This window comes from Aliiroseovarius sp. PTFE2010, assembly GCF_049943335.1.
GTDB lineage: Bacteria > Pseudomonadota > Alphaproteobacteria > Rhodobacterales > Rhodobacteraceae > JBNFVY01.
In genome coordinates, this window is record NZ_JBNFVY010000002.1 from 330,269 (window position 1) to 350,301 (window position 20,033).

Consider the following 20,033-nt stretch of genomic DNA (forward strand, 5'->3'; position numbering starts at 1 on the left):
ATATGCTTAGTGTCGCGTGGGAATGCCGACGCTGTCATCTGTTGTAGCCCTTACCGGAGTGAGATTTCGCCCATGTTTGCCTTTTTGCGCCGCGCCCGCAAGTCACTGACCCGATTCGCACTCGCGGGATCTGTTGTCGCTCTTGCCGCTTGTGATCCGGGGGCCTTCACCTTGCCTGGCGGGTCCGGTCAGCGGATCGATTCCGGCGAACCTGTCCAGGTCGCGCTGCTGGTTCCGGCGGGCTCGGCAACGGATGGTGACAATATCGTGGCCCAGTCGCTGGAAAACGCGGCGCGCCTGGCGGTTGCCGATCTGGGGAACGCAAATATCGACCTGCGCGTCTACCCGACGGGGGGGGATGCCAATCAGGCCGCCATCGCGGCAACGAACGCGGTGAATGACGGCGCCAAGATCATTCTTGGGCCGCTCTATGCGCAGAATGCTGCAGCGGCCGGCGTGGCGGCTGCCAAGAAAAACGTGAACGTGCTGGCATTTTCGAACAACACCGCCGTGGCCGGCGGCAACGTGTTCGTGCTTGGCCCGACGTTCCAGAACACGGCCAACCGGCTGGCCAGCTACGCGGCCTCGCGCGGCAAATCAGCGGCCGTGGTCGTGCATGGCCAAAGCCCCGCCGAAGAGATCGGCGCCGACGCCATCGCCCGCGCCATGGCCAACGTCGGCGGCACCGTCGTGGCCACCGAAAGCTTCGAGATGTCGCAGCAAGGCATCGTCCAAGCCACGAAGAGCATTGCCAACACCGTCAAGAATTCGGGCGCCAATGCGCTGTTCTTGGCGTCCGGCAATGACGGGGCGCTGCCGTTCCTTGCGCAGTTGCTGCCGGAAAACGGCGCCGGGCCTGACCGGATTCAGTGGCTGGGCCTGCAACGGTGGGACATTCCCGCGTCAGCCGTGACCTTGCCGGGCCTTCAGGGCGGCTGGTTCGCCGTCCCGGACCGGGCCATGGCCGCCAATTTCTCGCAGCGCTATAACAGCACCTACGGGCAGCCGCCGCTGCCGACCGCAGGCTTGGCCTATGACGGGATTGCGGCCATTGGCGCGCTGATCCAATCGGGTGACCCGGACGCCCTGACCACCACGGGACTGACGCGCGCGTCCGGCTTTGCCGGCGTAAACGGTATCTTCCGTCTTTTGCCCGATGGTACGAATGAACGCGGTCTGTCCATTGCGACCATCCAGAACAATCAGGTAATCGAAATTGACCCTGCCCCAAGACGTTTCGGCGGCGCCGGATTCTGATCCGGCCCGCCCCAAATCGCCATTCACCGCATATTTCCCTGCGCAGACGGATGACCTGATCTGCCCGACCGACGCCATTTTGGACGTGGACGGGTTGATCGCGGCGCTGCAAACGCGGATCGCTTCGGACCTGCCTGCGGCTGAGTTGCGCAAGGCCGTCGTCGCACAGCTGTCCGATGCGATGAATGACGGGCGCGCAGCGATTGCAAACGCCATCGCAGCAAACCCCGGCCCCAGCCACGCCCGCCCCGCCGAGCGCGCCTATGCCTGGCTGACCGACTGTCTTGTCGGCGCGGTGGTGGCGGTGTCCATCGAACATCTGCACCCGCGCCCCAACCCGACCTCGGGCGAACGTCTGGCGGTGCTGGCCGTGGGCGGATACGGGCGCGGCGAAATGGCCCCCTATTCAGACGTCGATCTGCTGTTCATCAGCCCCTACAAGATCACCGGCTGGGCCGAAAGCGTGATCGAAAGCTGCCTGTACATGTTCTGGGATCTCCACCTGAAGGTCGGTCATGCTTCGCGCACCATCAAGGATTGCGTGCGTTTGGGGCGCGAGGATTTCACCATCCGCACGGCCCTGCTGGAACAGCGGTTCTTGTGCGGATACGCGCCATTGGCCGAAGAATTGCGCGCACGGTTTCAATCGGACATCGTGGAAGGCTCGGCGTCGGAATTCGTGGAAGCCAAGCTTGAGGAACGCACCGAGCGGCTGAAGAAACGCGGCAACCAGCGCTACGTGGTCGAACCGAACGTCAAGGAAGGCAAAGGCGGGCTGCGTGACCTGCAAACCCTGTTCTGGATCGCGAAATACGTGGAAAACGTGCGCGATGTCGGGGAACTGGTGGATCACGGCGTGTTCACGACCGAAGAATTCACCCGCTTTCGCGCAGCAGAAACGTTCCTGATGGCCGTGCGCAACCACCTGCATCTGATCGCAGACCGCGCCATGGACCAGCTGACCTTCGACATGCAGGTCGCCGTGGCCGAAAGCATGGGCTATTCGGACCGGGGCGGGCGACGCGCGGTCGAACATTTCATGCAGGATTATTTCCGTCACGCGACCGTGGTCGGAGAGCTGACGCGGATCTTGCTTACCTCGCTCGAAGGCCAGCACGTCAAGACGCCCCCCCGCCTGCAAGGCCTGTTCAAACGCCGCCGCAAGCCATCTGCCGGCTATCACATCGTAAACGGTCGTCTGGCCATTGCAGACAACGCGGCCTTTCTGTCGGACAAGCTGAACCTGCTGCGTCTTTTTGCGGAAGCGCTGCGAACCGGGCTGTTGATCCACCCCGATGCGATGCGCCTGATTACCGCCAACCTGAACCTGATCGACGATGAAATGCGCAACCGGCCCGAAGCCGCGCAGGTGTTTCTTGAAATCCTTGTGAAATACGGCAACCCCGAACGCGGGCTGCGCCGGATGAACGAACTGGGGGTGCTGGGCGCCTTTATCCCTGAATTTCAGGCCATCGTCGCCATGATGCAGTTCAACATGTACCACCACTATACCGTGGACGAACACACGATCCAGTGTATCAGCACCCTGTCGCAGATCGAACGCGGGGGCCTGGTCGAAGAACTGCCGATCGCGTCGAAAATCCTTGAGGATGGCGTGAACCGCAAGGTGCTCTACGTTGCCTTGCTGCTGCACGACATCGGCAAGGGCCGCAACGAAGACCATTCCATCCTGGGCGCCCAGATCGCGCGCAAGGTCGCGCCGCGCCTGGGGCTGCGTCCGCAGGAATGTGAAACCGTGGAATGGCTGGTGCGCTATCACCTGCTGATGTCCGACATGGCGCAGAAACGTGACCTGTCCGACCCGCGCACCCTGCGCGATTTTGCCAAGGCGGTGAAAACCAAGAAACGGCTGGATCTGCTGACGGTGCTGACCGTGTGCGATATTCGCGGCGTGGGCCCCGGCACATGGAACAACTGGAAGGCCGCCTTGCTGCGCAATCTCTACCGGATGACAGCCGACGCGCTGGAACACGGGCTTGAGGCCGTCAACCGCGACGCCCGCGAGGGCGAGGCAAAGCGCGCCTTGCGCGCCGAGCTGTCCGGGTGGTCGGCAAAGGATGTGCGCACCGAAGTGAACCGCCACTACGGCCCCTATTGGCAAGGTCTGCCAACCTCGGTTCACGTCGCCGTGGCCAAGCTGCTGCGTGACGTCGAAGACAGCGAAATCAACATCGACCTGATGCTGGACCAAGACCGGGATGCAACCCGCGCGGTCTTCTGCATGACCGACCACCCGGGGATCTTTTCGCGGCTGGCCGGGGCGCTGGCGCTGGTCGGCGCCAACGTCGTCGATGCGCGCACCTTCACGTCGAAAGACGGCTACGTGTCGGCCGTGTTCTGGATCCAGGATGCCGATGGCCATCCCTACGAGGAAGCGCGCCTGCCCCGCCTGCGCCAGATGATTCACAAGACATTGCTGGGCGAAGTCGTCGCGCGCGACGAACTGGTCAAACGCGACATCATCAAAAAACGCGAAAGCAAGTTCAGCCACACAACCGCGATCAGCTTCGACAACGACGGCTCGGAAATCTACACCATGATCGAGGTCGACACCCGCGACCGGCCCGGCCTGCTCTATGATCTGTCGCGGACGCTGGCGGCCAACAACCTGTCGATCGCGTCGGCCCAGATCGCCACCTATGGCACGCAGGCCGTCGATACGTTTTACGTCAAGGATATGTTCGGGCTGAAACTGCACTCTGAGGTCAAGCAAAAGGCACTGGCCAACAAGCTGCGCGACGCGATCAAGGCCGGGGCGAAACGCGCGTCGGACGCCGCTTGATGAAGCCGATCCGCCTGATGCGCGGTTTTTTGACCGTGGGCGTCTGGACGCTGGCCAGCCGCGTTCTGGGCTTTTTGCGTGACATCCTGTTTGCGGCCTATCTGGGCGCCGGCCCCGTGGCCGAAGCTTTTGTCATCGCCTTTTCCCTACCCAACATGTTCCGCCGCTTTTTTGCCGAAGGCGCCTTCAACATGGCCTTTGTGCCGCAGTTCGCCAAACGCGTCGAAGCAGGCGAAGATGCCAAAAGCTATGCGCAGGACGCGATGGCCGCGCTTGGGTCGATCCTGATCGTTCTGACCGTTTTGGCGCAGCTTGCGATGCCCTGGCTGGTGCTGGCGATGGCGTCCGGTTTCGCCGGGGACGAACGGTTCGATCTGGCGGTCGGCTATGGGCGGATCGTGTTTCCCTATATGCTGTTCATTTCCCTTGCTGCGTTGCTGTCGGGCGTGCTGAACGCGACGGGGCGGTTCGCGGCCGCCGCCGCGGCGCCGGTTTTGCTGAACATTGTGCTGATCGCGGCCATGCTGTGGGCGCGCCAGATGGGGTATCCGGTGGGCGATGCGCTTGCCTGGGCCGTGCCGGTGGCCGGCATCGCCCAGCTTGCGCTGGTCTGGCGTGCGGCGGCCAGGGCCGGGTATGACCTGCGCCCCAGGTGGCCGCATTTTTCGCCCGAAATGAAACGCCTGGCAATCATTGCGGCCCCGGCGGCGCTGGCGGGCGGGGTGGTCCAGGTCAACTTGCTGGTGGGTCGGCAAGTCGCCAGCTTTTTCGAAGGCTCGATCCAGTATCTGAACCTGGCCGATCGGCTCTATCAACTGCCCTTGGGCGTGATTGCCATCGCCATTGGCGTGGTCCTGCTGCCCGATCTGTCGCGCCGCCTGCGCGCGGGCGATGACGCGGGCGGCAAGAATGCGTTCAACCGCGCCTTCGAATTCGCGCTGCTGTTTACCGTGCCCGCTGCCGTCGCCCTGATCGTCATCCCGTACGAGCTGATTTCGACCCTGTTCGAACGCGGCAGGTTTACCGAACAAGACGCGCGCGCCACGGCGCTTGTGGTGGCGATCTACGGGCTGGGCCTGCCCGCCTTCGTGATCCAAAAGGTGCTGCAACCGGCCTTTTTCGCACGCGAAGACACCAAGACCCCGTTTCGCTATGCGTTGGTTGCGATGGTGGTGAACGCGGTGGTAGCCATCGGGCTGGCCCCGGTTCTGGGCTATCTGGCGGCGGCCATTGCGACCTCGGCCGCGGGCTGGGTCATGGTGGTGCTGCTATGGCGCGGATCGCGCCGGATGGGCGATGCGACCAAGCCCGATGCGCGGCTGAAACGGCGCACGCTGGGTATCCTGGCGGCATCGGCGCTGATGGGCGCAATCACCTGGGGCCTGGCGCAATGGCTGGCCCCCTGGTTTGCCGCGGGCGGCGGGATGCGGGCGCTGGCGCTTTTGGTTCTGGTGGCCCTGTCGATGCTTGCCTATGGCGGGAGCGGCCTGGCCATCGGTGCGGTCAGCCTGCGGGAAATCCGCGATTCGCTTAGGCGCGGCCCGACCAGCTGAGCGCGTCAGCGCCGCCGCAAACGCTTCAGCATCGCCGTGCCGCTGCCCGGCACAAACAGGGCCGCGACAACGAACCCCGTGGCAAAGCCCGCCAGATCCGCCACCCAATCAGGTGGCCCGCCGAACAGCAGACCGAAGAGCAGTTGAATCCCCATCAGAAAAGCGATCAGCGTGAACGCCCGCATCTGGTTTTGATGCAGCGCGCCCAGCCCGACCCAAAGCATGAAAGTATAGCCCCCGATCATGCCGTAGGCCCCCGGCATCCCGCCGATCAACCGCGCCTGGGTGCCGGTCAGCAACCAGAACGCCAGCGCGCCAACTGCGGACGCGGCAAGAAAGATCACCAGAACGGCAATATTGCCAAAAGTCTCGCCCACCATCTTGCCAAGCGCCAGCAGGAACACGATCACGAAAATTACATGCGTGGCCGATACATGCACGAAGGCATAGGTCACGAACCGCATCAGCACCTCAGCCGACCAGGCCCCACGATCGGCCACCAGATCCATCAACGGGGCTGAAAAGCCAAAGGCATCCACGGCCTCGGCCCGCAGACCGATCCCGGCCTGCCCGCCGATTATCCCCGCGCTGCCGGCCTGAAACACCAGTTCGATCGCGCCCAGCACGACGGCAAGGGCGATCACCATAGGCGGCAAGGGGTTGAATGGAATTTCGTCTTTGGCCGGATCGGGCATCTGCTCGGGCTCCCTGGTGTGCTGGCGCTTCCTTGACGCCCTTTGCCTGCATGGGTAAGCCAGCCCGGCGCATAAATCCAGATGGAGCAAACAGATGTCGCAAACTGCATTCACACCGCGCGTCTTTTCGGGGATCAAACCCTCGGGCGGGCTGACCCTGGGCAATTACCTGGGCGCGATCAAGCGTTGGGTCGCCATGCAGGATGAAGGGATGGAGACGGTGTATTGCGTCGTCGACATGCACGCGATCACCGTCTGGCAAGACCCCGCCGCCCTGACCCGCGCCACGCGCGAGGTTGCTGCCGCCTTTATCGCCAGCGGCATCGACCCGGCAAAATCGATCCTGTTCAACCAATCGCAGGTATCGGGCCATGCCGAGCTGGCCTGGATTTTCAACTGCGTGGCCCGCGTGGGCTGGATGAACCGGATGACCCAGTTCAAGGACAAGGCCGGATCGAACACGGAAAAAGTGTCGCTGGGGCTGTATGCCTACCCGTCGCTGATGGCGGCGGACATCCTGCTGTATCATGCCACCCACGTGCCGGTGGGCGAAGACCAGAAACAGCATGTCGAATTGACCCGCGACATCGCCAACAAATTCAACCACGACTTCAAGGTCGACTTTTTCCCCGAAACCATCCCCGTGATCGAGGGCCCGGCCATGCGCGTGATGAACCTGCGGGACGGGACGAAAAAGATGTCGAAATCTGGCGAAAGCGACATGGAGCGGATCAACATGACCGATGACGCCGACGCCATCGCAAAAAAGTTCAAAAAGGCGCGCACCGATCCCGAACCGCTCCCAAGCGATCTTGAGGGGCTGAAAGACCGCCCCGAAGCGCGCAACCTTGTCGATATCTACGCCGGGCTGTCCGATCAGACGCCCCAGCAGGTGATCGCCGAGTATGCCGGCGCCGGTTGGGGGCGGTTCAAACCCGCGCTGGCCGAACTGGCGGTGGAAAAACTGGCCCCGATCAGCGGCGAAATGGCCCGCCTGATGGATCAACCGGGCGAAATTGACGCGGTGTTGCGCCGCGGCGCGGAGCAGGCCCGCAATATCGCCGAGCCGGTCTTGAAAAAAACCTACGATATCGTGGGGTTTGTCCGTTAGGTCCGGGTTTTGTTGCGCCCGGGTTCTGTCGCGCCCGGGTTCGGTTACGCCCGGATTCTGATGCGTCCAGACGATGTCACGCAAGTGACACGCACGGGTCATCGCGCAGAATCAATCCCGACCTAAGCTAGAGCACGCGGTGGCGCCCAATCCCGTGTCCCATCCCAACCGCGCCCGCATTTCAGAACTGGCGCATGCGGCGACATCGCAAGAACAGACGGGAAATTTCGGCCCGTTCGAACCCCGGCGGTCGCCCGCCGGGGTTTTGCGTTGCCCCTTATATCGCCCATCTGGCGGCGCTATCGTGCACCAAGGGGGGCGCCGTCATGATCCGTTTGGTCCATCGTCTTTTGCTGCTCGTCACTCTGGCTTCGGCGGGCGCAACCATCTGGGCGCTACAGGCCAACCCCTTGGCGCAAATGATGGTGGAACGCAGCCAACAGGGCGCAAACCGGGCGCTGGCACGGGCCACGGCCTGGCGCGTCACCCCTGAATGGGTCGATGCCGATCTGCGGGTGGCGCTGGAGGCACAGGATTATGACCGCCTGCAACTGGTGCTCGATCTTGCGCTCGGGCACGGGATCCAACCTGACCCGGCGCTGCTGCACGAAATGGCCGCCTTTGCCGCCCGCGAAGAAAGCGTACAGGCCACGGTGCGCGATTGTGCGGCCTGTGCCTATGATATCGCAACCTGCAAGCGCATCGCCGAAATGGCCGCCTGCGCCATCCCCGTCGAACTGAGCCCGCTGGGCGATCTGAACGCCCTGCGCCGCGCTGGAACGGACGCCGCGATGGGGCGCGCGGTCGACAAGCTGGACGCGGGCCTTGCCGTCACCGGGCTGGCGGCGACCGGGTTGGCCGTCGCGTCGGGGGGCAGTTCGCTGACGATCAAGGCGGGGGCTTCGGTGCTGCGCGCCGCGCGGCGGATGGGGGCGATTACGCCCGCGTTTTCCCATAGCCTGCGGCGCGCCGCGGATATCGATATCGACTGGCCTGCCCTGCCCGGCGCGCTGGTCGGGCGCACCCCGGTGCAAGACAGCGTCGATATGGCCAAACTGGCGGCGCTGGGCGCGCTGGCGGGCGACATGGGGCGGGTGCGCGCCGCGACATCAACCGCAGATGCGCTGGTGCTGGCCCGCTATATCGACAGCCCCGACGATGCGCGCAAACTGGCGAACCTGGCCGAAACGCAGGGCGCCAGCACCCGCGCCACGCTGCATGTTCTGGGCAAATCGCGGGCATTTCGTGCGCTGACCCGTCTGAGCCGCGCCGCACTGGTCGCGCTGTCGCTGATCGCGGCCACATTCGGGCTGCTGCTGGCGTTGATTTCAGAAACATTGCGCCTTGTTTTGCGCCCGCGAAAGGGCCGTGTTGCCTAAGACCATATCCTCGGTCATCATCGGCGCGAACTGCAAGGGACAGACCGTATGCGCAAATTCCTCGTCATTCTCGACGATAGCCGCGAATGCCTGAACGCCATGCGCTTTGCCGCGATGCGGGCGGCGCACACAGGGGGCGGGGTGACGATTCTGTCGGTAATCCCACCCGAAGAATTCAACCACTGGATCGGTGTCGGCGACATCATGCGCGAAGAAGCGCGCGAACGTATCGTCGCCCATTTCGAGGTCTTTGCCAAATGGATGCGCGACCGGCAGGGCATCGACCCCGAACTGGTGATCCGCGAAGGTGACGCGGTGCCAGAGATTTTCAGCCAGGTCAGAGAAGACCCCGATATCGGCGTGTTGGTGCTGGGCGCGGGCGACGACAAGTCCGGCCCCGGCCCGCTGGTGTCGCAGTTGACGAAACGGTCGGGCAGCTTGCCAATCCCGATCACAGTCGTGCCCGGCGAGATGTCCAAAGAGCGTCTGGAAGCGATTACCTGAGGGATTTAGAATTGTTCTAAGTTATTGACTTTCCCGGCCGCACAGCGCATATATCTGACCAGAACGCTAAGGAAACGCTATGTTTATTCAGACAGAATCAACCCCGAACCCCGCGACGTTGAAGTTCCTGCCCGGGCATACCGTTCTGGAGTCCGGCACCGCTGATTTTCCGTCCGCCGACACCGCCGCGAAAAGTCCGCTGGCGCAGCGCCTGTTCGCTGTTGATGGCGTGACCGGCGTGTTCCTTGGCAATGATTTCGTAACGGTCACCAAATCCGAAAATGTCGATTGGGATCACATCAAGCCCAGCCTTCTGGGCGCGATCATGGAACATTTCCAGTCCGGTGCACCGGTCATCGAAGGCGATAACGCCGCCGCCGGTCATGCCGAACATGACGGCCCCGATGGCGATATCGTCGAACAGATCAAGGAACTGCTGGACACCCGCGTACGCCCGGCCGTGGCGCAGGATGGCGGCGATATCACCTTTCACGGGTTTGATCGCGGCGTGGTTTATCTGCACATGCAAGGCGCCTGCGCTGGCTGCCCGTCATCGACGCTGACGCTGAAGATGGGCATTGAAAACCTGCTGCGCCACTTCATCCCCGAGGTGCTTGAGGTGCGGCCCGTCGCAGCATGATGCATCCATGACGGCAGGCAGTCCAAAAATCCTGGTATTTGATACGTCCGGTCCCGCCTGTTTGGCGGGACTGATCGTTTCAGCACGCGGGCTGCCCAGCCCAACCGACAAACCGGGTGCATCCGACAAACCGGACCTGGCCGATATCGGGCCGGTCGCGACGCGGATCGAAGATATGGCCCGCGGGCAAGCCGAACGGCTGATGCCGATGCTCGAAGAATTTCTGGCCGAACGCCACCTGACCTGGCCGGACCTGGACGCCATCGGCGTCGGCATCGGGCCCGGCAATTTCACCGGAATCCGCATTTCCGTGTCCGCGGCGCGCGGCTTGGCCATGGGGTTGGGCATTCCGGCCATCGGCGTGTCCGCATTCCAGGCGGCAAGCCTGACCCAGGGCTTGCCCTATTACGTCGCGGTTCCCGGCCCGCGCGACCACGCTTATCTGGCCAAGATGACCGGGATGACCGCGCAAATGTCCAAGCCGAAACTTGTTCCCGCCGACGCCCTTGGGGATCTGGATGCGCCGCTGATCCGCTATGATGATGTGTCGCAGGCGGACCGCATCGCCAATATGGCGCAGTTTGCATTCGCGCGCCGTGGCATGGCCGCGCCGCCGCCCTCGCCGCTCTATGTCAAACCTGCCGACGCGGCGCCCCCGCGCGATCCGGCCCCCGTGCTGCTGCCATGACACCCAAAGGGCTGGCCAACATCCACCAGGCGGCATTCACGACCCCGCGCCCCTGGTCAGCCAGCGAAATCGCCACGCTGATCGCACAGCCAAACACCTTTGTGGTGACGCGGCCGCAGGGCTTTGTCATGGGCCGTGTCGTGCTGGGCGAGGCTGAACTGCTGACCCTTGCGGTGATGCCGCAGGCCCAAGGCAAAGGGCTGGGCCGCGTCCTGCTGGCCGATTTCGAACAGGACGCATGCGCCCAAGGCGCCACATCGGCGTTCCTTGAGGTGGCATCCGACAACGCGCCGGCCGTCGCGCTGTATACCCGCGCGGGCTATGGCGAATCCGGGCGCAGGGCGTACTATTACACCCGCCCCGATGGCAGCAAAGTTGACGCGGTGCTCATGTCGCGGGCACTTGCGCAAAGCTGACGCTTCGTTATCCACCCATTTATCAGGCAGTTTCCCAACTGACAGCGACCAAATGGTCAAAAACCTGTTGACCCCCCGCTGACGCGCCCCCTTAATTGTTGATGAACAGAATAGCATCTGCTCGCATAATGAGCGTGCGCGCTCAAAATCATACACGGGAGTAATTCATGACCCTGATGCAGAAATTCCTTGGTGCCGCCGCGACGCTGGCGCTCAGCACCGGTGCTGCTCTGGCCGATCCGGCGATCATTTTCGACCTTGGCGGGAAATTCGACAAGTCGTTCAATGAGGCCGCCTATAACGGCGCCGAGCGCTGGAAAGAAGAAACCGGCGGCAGCTACCGCGATGTCGAACTTCAATCCGACGCGCAGCGCGAACAGGCCCTGCGCCGCTTTGCCGAAAACGGGTACAACCCCATCGTGATGGCAGGCTTTTCCTTTGCCACATCACTGGACACTGTCGCCCCCGACTATCCCGACACCAAGTTCGTCTTGATCGACATGGTGGTCGACCAGCCCAACGTGCGATCAGTCGTGTTTTCCGAACATGAAGGGTCGTACCTGGTGGGCATGCTGGCCGCGCTGAAGGCCGAAGGCGACACCGTGTCTTTCGTCGGCGGGATGGACATTCCGCTGATTTCGAAATTCGCCTGCGGCTATGCCCAGGGCGTGAAGGCCGTCAAGCCTGACGCCAAGGTGATCATCAACATGACCGGCACCACGCCGGCTGCTTGGAATGATCCGGTGAAAGGCGGCGAACTGACGCGCGCCCAGATTTCCGAAGGCTCAGAGGTGGTGTTCGCGGCCGCCGGGGGCACCGGCCTGGGCGTGTTGCAAACCGCAGCCGACGAAGGCATCCTGGCCATCGGCGTGGACAGCAACCAGAACTTCCTGCAGCCCGGCAAGGTGCTGACCTCGATGGTCAAGCGCGTCGACAACGCGGTGTTTGATGCTTTCTCGGCGGGCGCTGACGTGGAAACCGGCTTTAACATCATGGGGCTGGCCAACGATGGCGTCGGTTATGCGCTGGACGAACATAACGCAGACCTGATCACCGAAGAGATGAAAGCCACGGTGGAAGACGCCAAGGCCAAGATCATCTCGGGTGAAATCGTGGTGCACGATTACATGGCCGACGAATCCTGCCCGGCCTATTGAGCCGACATGGCAGGGGCAAACCAAACGGGGCGGCAATCAGATGCCGCCCCCTCAGCGGACCTTGCGATTGAACTTCGCGGGATTTCCAAGGCGTTCGGGCCGGTGCAGGCCAACAAGGACATTTCGATCCAGGTGAAGCGTGGCACAATCCACGGCATCATCGGCGAAAACGGCGCCGGCAAGTCCACGCTGATGTCCATCCTCTACGGATTTTACAAGGCGGACGCGGGCCAGATTTTCATCGGCGGGCGCGAAACGCAGATCCCCGACAGCCAGGCGGCCATCGCAGCGGGCATCGGGATGGTGTTCCAGCACTTCAAACTGGTCGAAAACTTCACCGTTCTGGAAAACGTCATTCTGGGGGCCGAAGACGGCGCATTGCTGCAGCCATCCAAGGCCAAGGCGCGCAAGCTGTTGAAAAGCCTGGCCGATGAATACGATCTGAACGTCGATCCCGACACCCTGATCGAAGATCTGTCGGTCGGCCACCAGCAGCGGGTCGAAATTCTCAAGGCGCTCTATCGCGAGGCGGACATCCTGATCCTGGATGAACCGACCGGCGTGCTCACCCCGGCCGAAGCGGATCACCTGTTCCGCATTCTGGAAGGGCTGAAAAAGCAGGGCAAGACGATCATCATGATCACCCACAAGCTACGCGAGATCATGGAAATCACCGACACGGTCAGCGTGATGCGCCGCGGGGAAATGACCGCGACCGTCAAGACCGCCGACACCTCGCCTTCGGAATTGGCCGAGCTGATGGTGGGCCGCAAGGTGCTTTTGGAAATCGACAATGGCCCGGCCAACCCGGGCGCAAACGTGCTTGAAATCCGCAATCTGCGCGTGGTCGACGAACAAGGCGTGGAACGGTTGCGCAGCATTGATCTGGACATTCGCGCCGGCGAAATCCTGGGCATTGCGGGCGTGTCGGGCAACGGGCAAAGCCAGCTTCTGGAAGTGCTGGGCGGCTTTCAGCGCGCCACCGGCACGATCAAGGTCAATGGGGAAGAGATCGACCTGACCGGCAAGCATTCCGATGGCCAGAGCCGCCGCGCGCGCGGGATCGCCCACGTGCCCGAAGACCGGCAGGGCGAAGGGCTGATATTGGAATTCGAAGCGTGGGAAAACATCGCTTTCGGCTATCACCACGACCCGAAATACCAGAAAAACCGCTTTCTGATGGACAATGGCGCGATCAAAGAGGACGCGGCCGGCAAGATGGAGCGTTTCGACGTCCGCCCGCCCAACCCGCGCCTGCAAGCCAAAAACTTTTCCGGCGGCAACCAGCAAAAGATTGTCGTCGCCCGCGAGATCGAGCGTAACCCCGACCTGTTGCTGGTCGGCCAGCCGACGCGCGGTGTCGATATCGGCGCGATCGAATTCATTCACAAACAGATCATCGCCCTGCGCGATCAGGGCAAGGCAATCTTGCTGGTATCGGTCGAACTGGACGAAATCCTGTCGCTGTCCGACCGAATCGCGGTCATGTTCGACGGGCGCATCATGGGCGAACGCACACCCGAAGAAACCAACGTGCAGGAACTTGGCCTGCTGATGGCGGGCATGGACCCGTCGCAGGACGCCAGTCTCAACGACATCGCGGCCAACCTGAACAAAGTGGCCGAGGGGCGCAAAGCATGAAGAAGATGCCGAAATGGGCCGACGTCGCCCTGATCCCATTCCTCAACCTTGCGATTGCGTTCATCCTGTCCGGCCTTGTGATCCTTGCCATTGGCAAGGACCCGGTCGTTGCCATCAGAACCATGGTTCAGGGCAGCTTTGGAAACACCAACGGGCTGGGCTATACGCTCTATTACACCACGAATTTCATCTTTACCGGGCTGGCCGTGGCCGTGGCCTATCACGCGCGCCTGTTCAATATCGGCGGCGAAGGTCAGGCAATGCTTGGGGGGCTGGGCGTGGCGCTGGTCTGCCTGGCGGTGCCCTGGCCCCATTGGACGCTTGCACTGCCCTCGGCCATCTTGGGCGGGGCGCTGTTCGGCGCCGCCTGGGCCTTTATCCCGGCCTATCTGCAGGCCAAGCGCGGCAGCCATATCGTGATCACCACGATCATGTTCAACTTTATGGCGGCGGCCCTGCTGGGGTATCTGCTGACCAAAGTGCTCAAGGTGCGCGGGTCAATGGCCGCCGAAACCGCCCGTTTTCCCGAAGGCGCAAGCCTGCCCACCTTTCACGAGATGCTGGCCCCGTTCGGCATTCACTTCAACGCCAACGCACCGGCGAACATCAGCTTTCTCGTGGCACTTCTGGCGGCATACCTGTTCTGGCTGCTGATCTGGCGCACCCGGCTGGGCTATGAAATCCGCGCCTTTGGCCAATCGGAAACCGCAGCCGTTTACGCCGGCATTTCGCCGCCGCGGATCATCATCATCGCCATGATGATATCGGGCGCGATGGCCGGGCTGATGGCGATCAACAACGTGATGGGCGAGGCCGAGCGCCTGATCGACAACGCGGTGGAGGGCGCCGGTTTCATTGGCATCGCCGTGGCGCTGATGGGCCGCAATCACCCCGTCGGGATCGTGCTGGCGGCGCTGCTGTTCGGGTTTCTCTATCAGGGCGGGGCCGAACTGTCGCTGTGGGAAAGCATCCCGCGCGAACTGGTCGTCGTGATCCAGGGCCTTGTGATCCTGTTGACCGGGGCGCTGGACAACATGATCCGCATGCCGGTCGAACGGTTCTTTGCCCGCACGCACAAGGAAGGATGAGCCATGGATTTCCTGACCGTCATCCAGATCCTCGATTCCACCGTCCGCCTGGCGACACCGCTGCTGCTGGCCTGCCTTGCGGGGCTGTTTTCCGAACGCTCGGGCGTGGTCGATATCGGGCTCGAGGGCAAAATGCTGGCCGCTGCCTTTCTGTCGGGGGCCGTAGCGGCCGTGACCGGATCGATCTGGCTGGGCCTTCTGGCCGGGATCGTGGGCGCGCTGTTCATTTCTTCGTTGCACGGGTTGGCGTCGATCACCTTCAAGGGGGATCAGTTGATTTCGGGCGTGGCGCTGAATTTCCTGGCCGCCGGGCTGACCGTCGTCATTGGGCAAAGCTGGTTCCATCTGGGCGGGCGAACCCCGTCGCTGTCGGGCGGGGGCCGGTTTGAGCCGATCACCCTGCCCTTCGCCCAAGCCCTGGCCGATGTGCCCATCCTTGGGCCGATCTATTCCGAACTGATTTCGGGCCACACGATCCTGGTCTATGTTTCGCTGGCAATGGTGCCCTTGTCATGGTGGCTGCTCTATCGCACACGGTACGGGCTGCGCTTGCGCGCGGTGGGGGAAAACCCCAGTGCCGTCGATACCTCCGGGGTGTCGGTGGCAAGGATGCGCTGGTCGGCAATCGTGATCGCCGGGATTTTGACCGGGCTTGCAGGCACCTATCTGGCGTCTCTGGCGGCGGGTTTCGTCAAGGACATGACCGCAGGGCGCGGGTATATTGCACTGGCGGCCCTGATTTTCGCCAAGTGGCGCCCGTGGTATGCGCTGTTTGCCTGTATGCTGTTTGGCTTTCTTGAAGCGGTCGGCAACCGCTATCAGTCGATCGAGCTGGGCAGTTTCGTGGTTCCGGTACAATTCATGCAGGCCCTGCCCTACATCCTGACGGTGGTCATTCTGGCCGGTTTCATCGGCAAGGCGATCCCGCCGCGCGCCGGTGGCCAACCATATGTGAAAGAACGATAAGCCCAGGGCCGCAACGGTTTGACTCTGCCGCCCCGTAGCGTCAAAGCTGACAAGCAACCTGCGGGCGCGGACGCAACGACATGCAAATCTACCTGCCTATCGCCGAAGTATCGGTGAACATCTTTTTGCTGCTGGGATTGGGCGGCGTGGTGGGGCTGTTGTCGGGCATCTTTGGCGTCGGCGGCGGGTTCCTGATCACGCCGCTGCTGTTCTTTGTGGGCATTCCGCCGGCGGTGGCCGTCGCAACGTCGGCGAACCAGATCGTCGCCTCGTCCGTATCGGCCGTGCTTGCGCACCTGCGGCGCAAAACAGTCGATTTGCGCATGGGAATGGTGCTGCTGGTGGGCGGGCTGATCGGTGCCGCCCTGGGCATTCAGATTTTCGCCGCCCTGTCGCGGATCGGTCAGGTCGACCTGCTGGTCACGCTGTCCTATGTGGTTTTTCTTGGCGTGATTGGCGGGCTGATGCTGATCGAAAGCCTGCATGCCATTCGCCGCGCGCGCAATCCGCAGGCCCCACGCAAGCGCAAGAAACACGGGCTGGCCCATGCCATGCCGCTGAAAATGCGGTTTCGAACCTCGGGGCTCTATATTTCGGTCATTCCGCCGGTGCTGGTGGGCGTTGGGGTGGGCATCCTGTCTGCCATCATGGGCGTCGGCGGCGGATTCATCATGGTGCCCGCAATGATCTACCTGCTGGGCATGCCCACCAAGGTGGTGGTCGGCACATCGCTGTTCCAGATCATCTTTGTGACCGGCTTCACCACGATCATGCATGCGGTGACCACGCAATCGGTCGATATCGCCTTGGCGTTCCTGTTGCTTGTGGGCGGGGTTTTCGGGGCCCAGGTGGGCGCGCGCCTGGGCGTACGCCTGAAGGCGGAACAACTGCGTGTGCTGCTGGCCCTGCTGGTTCTGAGCGTTTGCTTCAAACTGGCGCTCGACTTGTTGTTGCAACCCTCTGAACTCTACTCGATCGCGCGGGGGGGGGCCGTATGATCCGCCTGTTCGCCTTTGCCTTGGCGCTGCTTGTGCCCCTTGCCGCCCTGGCCGAAGAGGTCGTGGCCGGGCTCAGCCAGAATCGCGTGGCCATCACCGCGCGCTTCGATGGGTCGGAAATCCTGGTGTTCGGTGCGATCAAGCGCGACGCCCCAGTCCCCGAAGACCCGTTCGAGGTGACCGTCGTGATCGCCGGCCCGTCCACGCCGATCACCGTCCGGCGCAAGGATAACCAAATGGGCATCTGGGTGAACACCGACGCCGTCCAGATCGACGCCGCGCCATCCTTTTACGCCATCGCCACATCATCGTCCTTCGACCAGACGCTCAGCGACGAAGAAGACACCCGCAATCGCGTGTCGATTGACCGCGTCATCCGCGAGGTCAACGTACCGCCGGGCATCACCGATCCCGACGCATTTCTGGATGCGCTGGTGCGGCTGCGGACACAGAACGGCATTTACCAGTTCAACGAATATGCCGTCCAACTGTCTGAAAAGACACTGTTTCGCACAGCCATCGCCCTGCCGGCGAACCTGACCGAAGGGATCTACCGCGCGCGCATTTTCCTGACGCGAGACGGCGAGGTTATCGACAAATACGAAACCTGGATCGATGTCAGCAAGGTCGGGCTAGAGCGCTGGTTGTTCAACCTGGCCCATGAACAGCCACTTGCCTATGGCATTCTTGCGCTGGTCATTGCGGTGATTTCGGGGTGGGGCGCATCGGAAATCGTGCGCTACGTGCGGCGCTGATCGTCGTCCGCGCTCAGCGCAAACGCCTTGCGCGCGACCCGCAGATCATCCAGCGGTAGCGGTCCATCCGGTTTGGCCAGCCGATAGCGTGTCACCCAATGCAGCCGGGTCTGCGCGCGGGTGATCGCCACGTATGCCAGGCGTTTCCACAGGGGGATGCCCGCTTCGACCCGGCCCGCGCGGGCTGCGGCATAGAGGTCCGGCGCAAAGACCTGCACATCTTCCCATTGCGACCCTTGCGCCTTGTGGATCGTGCAGGCCGCCCCATGCACAAAAGCCGCCCCCATGCGCGCGGCGTAGGGGATGAAGGGTTCATCTTCGTCGGGCAGTTCGATCTTGATGATCGACGCGACACCGATTTCCGGATCCTCGGCGCCCATCACGTGCAGCTTGGAAAAGCCCGGTTTCGAACCCGGCCCCTTGTAGATGACCTGCGCCCCCTTGATCAGGCCGCGCGCCTCAAGATCGATGCGCTTCTTGCGGTGTTTCAGGGGTAATTCGATCCCGTCGCAAATCAACGGCTCACCGGGCATCAATTCGTCGGCGGGCGCGCCGTAGGCCGCGCGAAATGCGTGGATCAGCCGGATGCGCGTGGCGTTGCGCCAGACCAGAACCGGCGAGCGCGCCATCAGGCTGCTTTCCACCCGGCCGGCAAGAATCACACGTTCGTCACGCGATGCGGCGTCTTCGACCTGGCGCTCGAAGGCCTCAAAGCTCAGTTCGGGATCGGCCAGGGCATGGGCCAGATCCAGGATGGGGCTGTCGTTTTCCTGCCGGTGAATGCGGTGCAATTCCAGTTTGCGCGGCGCGGGCAGGCTGTCGAAGACCATTGCGCCAGACTGGTTCACCGGGGCCAGCTGCGCGGGGTCGCCAAACAAGACCAGCGTGGGGAAAATCTCTTGCAGGTCTTCGAATTGGCGCGCGTCCAGCATCGAACTTTCGTCGACAAATCCGATGTCCAGCGGGTTTTCGCGCCGCTTCCACCCGGTGATAAAGTCCGACCCGCGCAGACCGGCGGCTGCCAGCGCGCCGGGCACGGATTTGTTGTTGGCATAGAAGGCCTTGGCGCGATCAAGCGCCTCGTCCGTCAGGCCTTCGACGCTGGGCCGTTCGGCATTTCCGACCAGCCATTCGGCGACCTTTTCGTATTCGGGATCGTAAACAGGGGTGTAGATGATGCGGTGGATCGTGGTCGCGGGCACGCCGCGATTGCGCAGGACGCTTGCCGCCTTGTTGGTCGGCGCAAGGATCGCCAGCGTGCGCTTGTCCTTGCGGCGGCGGCCTTCGAAATCGCCCGAGATCACTTCGACCCCGGTTTCGTCCAGGGCTTCGTACAATCGCGCCAGCAGCATCGTCTTGCCAGATCCGGCCTTGCCGATCACGGCCATCGCGGTTTCGCCACCTTCGGTCATCGGGGTGGTCAGGCTTTCTTCGATGTCCACGCCGGTCTTGCGCAGCATCTCGGCCACGCGGTCGAAAGCCTCGGCCTGATCATCGGAAAACTGCAACACGGGAAGGGTCATGGGGCAGGTTTACAGGGGCCTGCGCCGGTGGGCCAGCGCTACCTTGGCACCGACCCCACAAGGGGGGCCGCGCGGACCGGTCGCTCCGAACAAGCGGTCCGGCCCTGCGCGGCCGCATTGCCCCACCGCCACTGCCGGGACGGTTGGGCAAAACTCATGTCAAAGGGATCAGACGGCGATCGCCAGTTCGCTGCGCACAAAGCCCATCGAGCGTTCGAACCACTGGGTCGAGATCTGGCGGGTGATGCCCAGCTTGGCCAGAACGCGGGGCCATGCGTCGCAGTCCATTTCCCACAAGCCAACGCCGATTTCCTGATCGCCTTCGCCGGCACGGCCGATCACGTCGGGGTTCAGGCCCATGCGGCGATAGATCCGCTCCATCCGTGGGTCAAAGACACCAACGAAGTGGCGCAGGTGGAAGCGGTCCATGATCTCGCCCGCGCCCAGGGTCAGCGCGGCGGCAGCGCGCCGGTCAGCGCGGGGGCTGATACAAAAGCGGGTGCATTCCCAGATCAGCGGGGATTCGATGTGAACCCCGTCGGTCAGGTGCGAAAAATGATCGTTGACCATGGTCTGGCCCACGGTCGGCAGGAACCGCATCGAGCCGCCATGCGTGCCATCGGGCAGTTCCCAGATGACATAGAGCGGGTTGATCGCGTCATATTCATCGCGCTCTTCGCCAGCCTCGTTGACGGTGACATCCCAGCCCAGGCGCTTTTTGAATTGCTCGGCCCGATCTTGGAACATTGTGTCCCGCAGCAGTGGGAAACGGTGAAGGTCTTTGGCGTAAACGTAGCGCAGCATTTGAAGGCTCCTGTTGTTCGGATGCCTTAACGCTAGCCCTCAGCTGGTTAATGTT

18 protein-coding genes are annotated in these 20,033 nt (G+C 62.8%); 15 read left to right on the forward strand and 3 right to left on the reverse strand.

The features are described 5' to 3' along the window. Nucleotides 1-72 precede the first annotated feature (72 nt). From ACP2AV_RS05480 to murJ, 3 genes are read left to right on the forward strand one after another with little or no spacing between them, the layout of a single operon-like run. Nucleotides 73-1,257 carry a penicillin-binding protein activator gene (locus tag ACP2AV_RS05480; protein ID WP_426371677.1) on the forward strand — a complete coding sequence of 395 codons (1,185 nt, stop codon included), beginning with the start codon at nt 73-75 and terminating at the stop codon, nt 1,255-1,257. Next, nucleotides 1,217-4,060, forward strand: a complete 2,844-nt coding sequence (locus ACP2AV_RS05485; RefSeq protein ID WP_426371678.1) for a [protein-PII] uridylyltransferase — start codon at nt 1,217-1,219, stop codon at nt 4,058-4,060. The genes ACP2AV_RS05480 and ACP2AV_RS05485 overlap by 41 nt, the downstream gene beginning before the upstream one ends. After that, nucleotides 4,060-5,613: a murein biosynthesis integral membrane protein MurJ gene (murJ, locus tag ACP2AV_RS05490; protein WP_426371679.1), complete on the forward strand. Its 1,554-nt coding sequence runs from the start codon at nt 4,060-4,062 to the stop codon at nt 5,611-5,613. The genes ACP2AV_RS05485 and murJ overlap by 1 nt, the downstream gene beginning before the upstream one ends. A gap of 5 nt (nt 5,614-5,618) precedes the next feature. Here the strand turns inward: murJ and ACP2AV_RS05495 are convergent, their stop codons facing one another. After that, nucleotides 5,619-6,308, reverse strand: coding sequence for a rhomboid family intramembrane serine protease (locus ACP2AV_RS05495; protein ID WP_426371680.1), 690 nt, complete (start codon nt 6,306-6,308; stop codon nt 5,619-5,621). 94 nt (nt 6,309-6,402) lie between these two features. On the opposite strand from ACP2AV_RS05495, the gene trpS reads away from it, so the two are divergent. The 12 genes from trpS to ACP2AV_RS05555 all read left to right on the forward strand — a co-directional run bounded on the left by trpS (nt 6,403) and on the right by ACP2AV_RS05555 (nt 17,651). Beyond that, nucleotides 6,403-7,419 carry a tryptophan--tRNA ligase gene (gene trpS / locus ACP2AV_RS05500; protein WP_426371681.1) on the forward strand — a complete coding sequence of 339 codons (1,017 nt, stop codon included), beginning with the start codon at nt 6,403-6,405 and terminating at the stop codon, nt 7,417-7,419. A 326-nt stretch (nt 7,420-7,745) separates the two neighbouring features. Further along, nucleotides 7,746-8,798 (forward strand): hypothetical protein, encoded by a 1,053-nt coding sequence (locus tag ACP2AV_RS05505; protein WP_426371682.1) that lies wholly within the window; start codon nt 7,746-7,748, stop codon nt 8,796-8,798. Between the two features lie 48 nt (nt 8,799-8,846). Further along, nucleotides 8,847-9,302: a universal stress protein gene (locus ACP2AV_RS05510; protein ID WP_426371683.1), complete on the forward strand. Its 456-nt coding sequence runs from the start codon at nt 8,847-8,849 to the stop codon at nt 9,300-9,302. Nucleotides 9,303-9,381: 79 nt separating this feature from the next. Beyond that, nucleotides 9,382-9,942: a NifU family protein gene (locus ACP2AV_RS05515; RefSeq protein WP_426371684.1), complete on the forward strand. Its 561-nt coding sequence runs from the start codon at nt 9,382-9,384 to the stop codon at nt 9,940-9,942. Nucleotides 9,943-9,949: 7 nt separating this feature from the next. Further along, nucleotides 9,950-10,630 carry a tRNA (adenosine(37)-N6)-threonylcarbamoyltransferase complex dimerization subunit type 1 TsaB gene (gene tsaB, locus ACP2AV_RS05520; protein ID WP_426371685.1) on the forward strand — a complete coding sequence of 227 codons (681 nt, stop codon included), beginning with the start codon at nt 9,950-9,952 and terminating at the stop codon, nt 10,628-10,630. Next, nucleotides 10,627-11,046, forward strand: coding sequence for a ribosomal protein S18-alanine N-acetyltransferase (gene rimI, locus ACP2AV_RS05525; protein WP_426371686.1), 420 nt, complete (start codon nt 10,627-10,629; stop codon nt 11,044-11,046). The genes tsaB and rimI overlap by 4 nt, the downstream gene beginning before the upstream one ends. Nucleotides 11,047-11,213: 167 nt before the next feature. Then, nucleotides 11,214-12,203, forward strand: a complete 990-nt coding sequence (locus ACP2AV_RS05530; RefSeq protein WP_426371687.1) for a BMP family lipoprotein — start codon at nt 11,214-11,216, stop codon at nt 12,201-12,203. A 6-nt stretch (nt 12,204-12,209) separates the two neighbouring features. Further along, complete coding sequence (locus tag ACP2AV_RS05535; RefSeq protein WP_426371688.1) at nt 12,210-13,844, forward strand: ABC transporter ATP-binding protein; 1,635 nt, start codon at nt 12,210-12,212, stop codon at nt 13,842-13,844. After that, a complete protein-coding gene (locus tag ACP2AV_RS05540; RefSeq protein WP_426371689.1) occupies nt 13,841-14,932 on the forward strand; it encodes an ABC transporter permease in 1,092 nt (363 codons plus the stop codon). Before ACP2AV_RS05535 ends, ACP2AV_RS05540 begins: the two co-directional genes overlap by 4 nt. Nucleotides 14,933-14,935: 3 nt before the next feature. After that, nucleotides 14,936-15,898, forward strand: a complete 963-nt coding sequence (locus ACP2AV_RS05545) for an ABC transporter permease (RefSeq protein WP_426371690.1) — start codon at nt 14,936-14,938, stop codon at nt 15,896-15,898. Nucleotides 15,899-15,978: 80 nt separating this feature from the next. After that, complete coding sequence (locus tag ACP2AV_RS05550; RefSeq protein WP_426371691.1) at nt 15,979-16,896, forward strand: sulfite exporter TauE/SafE family protein; 918 nt, start codon at nt 15,979-15,981, stop codon at nt 16,894-16,896. Further along, nucleotides 16,893-17,651 (forward strand): TIGR02186 family protein, encoded by a 759-nt coding sequence (locus tag ACP2AV_RS05555; RefSeq protein ID WP_426371692.1) that lies wholly within the window; start codon nt 16,893-16,895, stop codon nt 17,649-17,651. The genes ACP2AV_RS05550 and ACP2AV_RS05555 overlap by 4 nt, the downstream gene beginning before the upstream one ends. Here ACP2AV_RS05555 and ACP2AV_RS05560 read toward each other — a convergent pair. Together ACP2AV_RS05560 and ACP2AV_RS05565 are read right to left on the reverse strand one after the other, a co-directional pair. Continuing rightward, nucleotides 17,636-19,174 carry an ATP-dependent DNA helicase gene (locus ACP2AV_RS05560; RefSeq protein ID WP_426371693.1) on the reverse strand — a complete coding sequence of 513 codons (1,539 nt, stop codon included), beginning with the start codon at nt 19,172-19,174 and terminating at the stop codon, nt 17,636-17,638. The two genes, ACP2AV_RS05555 and ACP2AV_RS05560, sit on opposite strands and share 16 nt — an antisense overlap. A gap of 168 nt (nt 19,175-19,342) precedes the next feature. Beyond that, nucleotides 19,343-19,978, reverse strand: coding sequence for an acyl-homoserine-lactone synthase (locus ACP2AV_RS05565; RefSeq protein ID WP_426371694.1), 636 nt, complete (start codon nt 19,976-19,978; stop codon nt 19,343-19,345). Nucleotides 19,979-20,033: the final 55 nt, after the last annotated feature.

Excerpts from the sequence above, each read along its gene's own strand:
- ACP2AV_RS05515 (WP_426371684.1), top strand. The coding sequence starts at position 9,382 with ATGTTTATTCAGACAGAATCAACCCCGAACCCCGCGACGTTGAAGTTC.
- trpS (WP_426371681.1), top strand. The coding sequence starts at position 6,403 with ATGTCGCAAACTGCATTCACACCGCGCGTCTTTTCGGGGATCAAACCC.
- ACP2AV_RS05530 (WP_426371687.1), top strand. The coding sequence starts at position 11,214 with ATGACCCTGATGCAGAAATTCCTTGGTGCCGCCGCGACGCTGGCGCTC.
- rimI (WP_426371686.1), top strand. The coding sequence starts at position 10,627 with ATGACACCCAAAGGGCTGGCCAACATCCACCAGGCGGCATTCACGACC.
- tsaB (WP_426371685.1), top strand. The coding sequence starts at position 9,950 with ATGACGGCAGGCAGTCCAAAAATCCTGGTATTTGATACGTCCGGTCCC.
- ACP2AV_RS05480 (WP_426371677.1), top strand. The coding sequence starts at position 73 with ATGTTTGCCTTTTTGCGCCGCGCCCGCAAGTCACTGACCCGATTCGCA.
- ACP2AV_RS05550 (WP_426371691.1), top strand. The coding sequence starts at position 15,979 with ATGCAAATCTACCTGCCTATCGCCGAAGTATCGGTGAACATCTTTTTG.
- ACP2AV_RS05505 (WP_426371682.1), top strand. The coding sequence starts at position 7,746 with ATGATCCGTTTGGTCCATCGTCTTTTGCTGCTCGTCACTCTGGCTTCG.
- ACP2AV_RS05565 (WP_426371694.1), bottom strand. The coding sequence starts at position 19,978 with ATGCTGCGCTACGTTTACGCCAAAGACCTTCACCGTTTCCCACTGCTG.
- ACP2AV_RS05540 (WP_426371689.1), top strand. The coding sequence starts at position 13,841 with ATGAAGAAGATGCCGAAATGGGCCGACGTCGCCCTGATCCCATTCCTC.
- ACP2AV_RS05510 (WP_426371683.1), top strand. The coding sequence starts at position 8,847 with ATGCGCAAATTCCTCGTCATTCTCGACGATAGCCGCGAATGCCTGAAC.
- ACP2AV_RS05535 (WP_426371688.1), top strand. The coding sequence starts at position 12,210 with ATGGCAGGGGCAAACCAAACGGGGCGGCAATCAGATGCCGCCCCCTCA.
- ACP2AV_RS05560 (WP_426371693.1), bottom strand. The coding sequence starts at position 19,174 with ATGACCCTTCCCGTGTTGCAGTTTTCCGATGATCAGGCCGAGGCTTTC.
- murJ (WP_426371679.1), top strand. The coding sequence starts at position 4,060 with ATGAAGCCGATCCGCCTGATGCGCGGTTTTTTGACCGTGGGCGTCTGG.
- ACP2AV_RS05495 (WP_426371680.1), bottom strand. The coding sequence starts at position 6,308 with ATGCCCGATCCGGCCAAAGACGAAATTCCATTCAACCCCTTGCCGCCT.
- ACP2AV_RS05545 (WP_426371690.1), top strand. The coding sequence starts at position 14,936 with ATGGATTTCCTGACCGTCATCCAGATCCTCGATTCCACCGTCCGCCTG.
- ACP2AV_RS05555 (WP_426371692.1), top strand. The coding sequence starts at position 16,893 with ATGATCCGCCTGTTCGCCTTTGCCTTGGCGCTGCTTGTGCCCCTTGCC.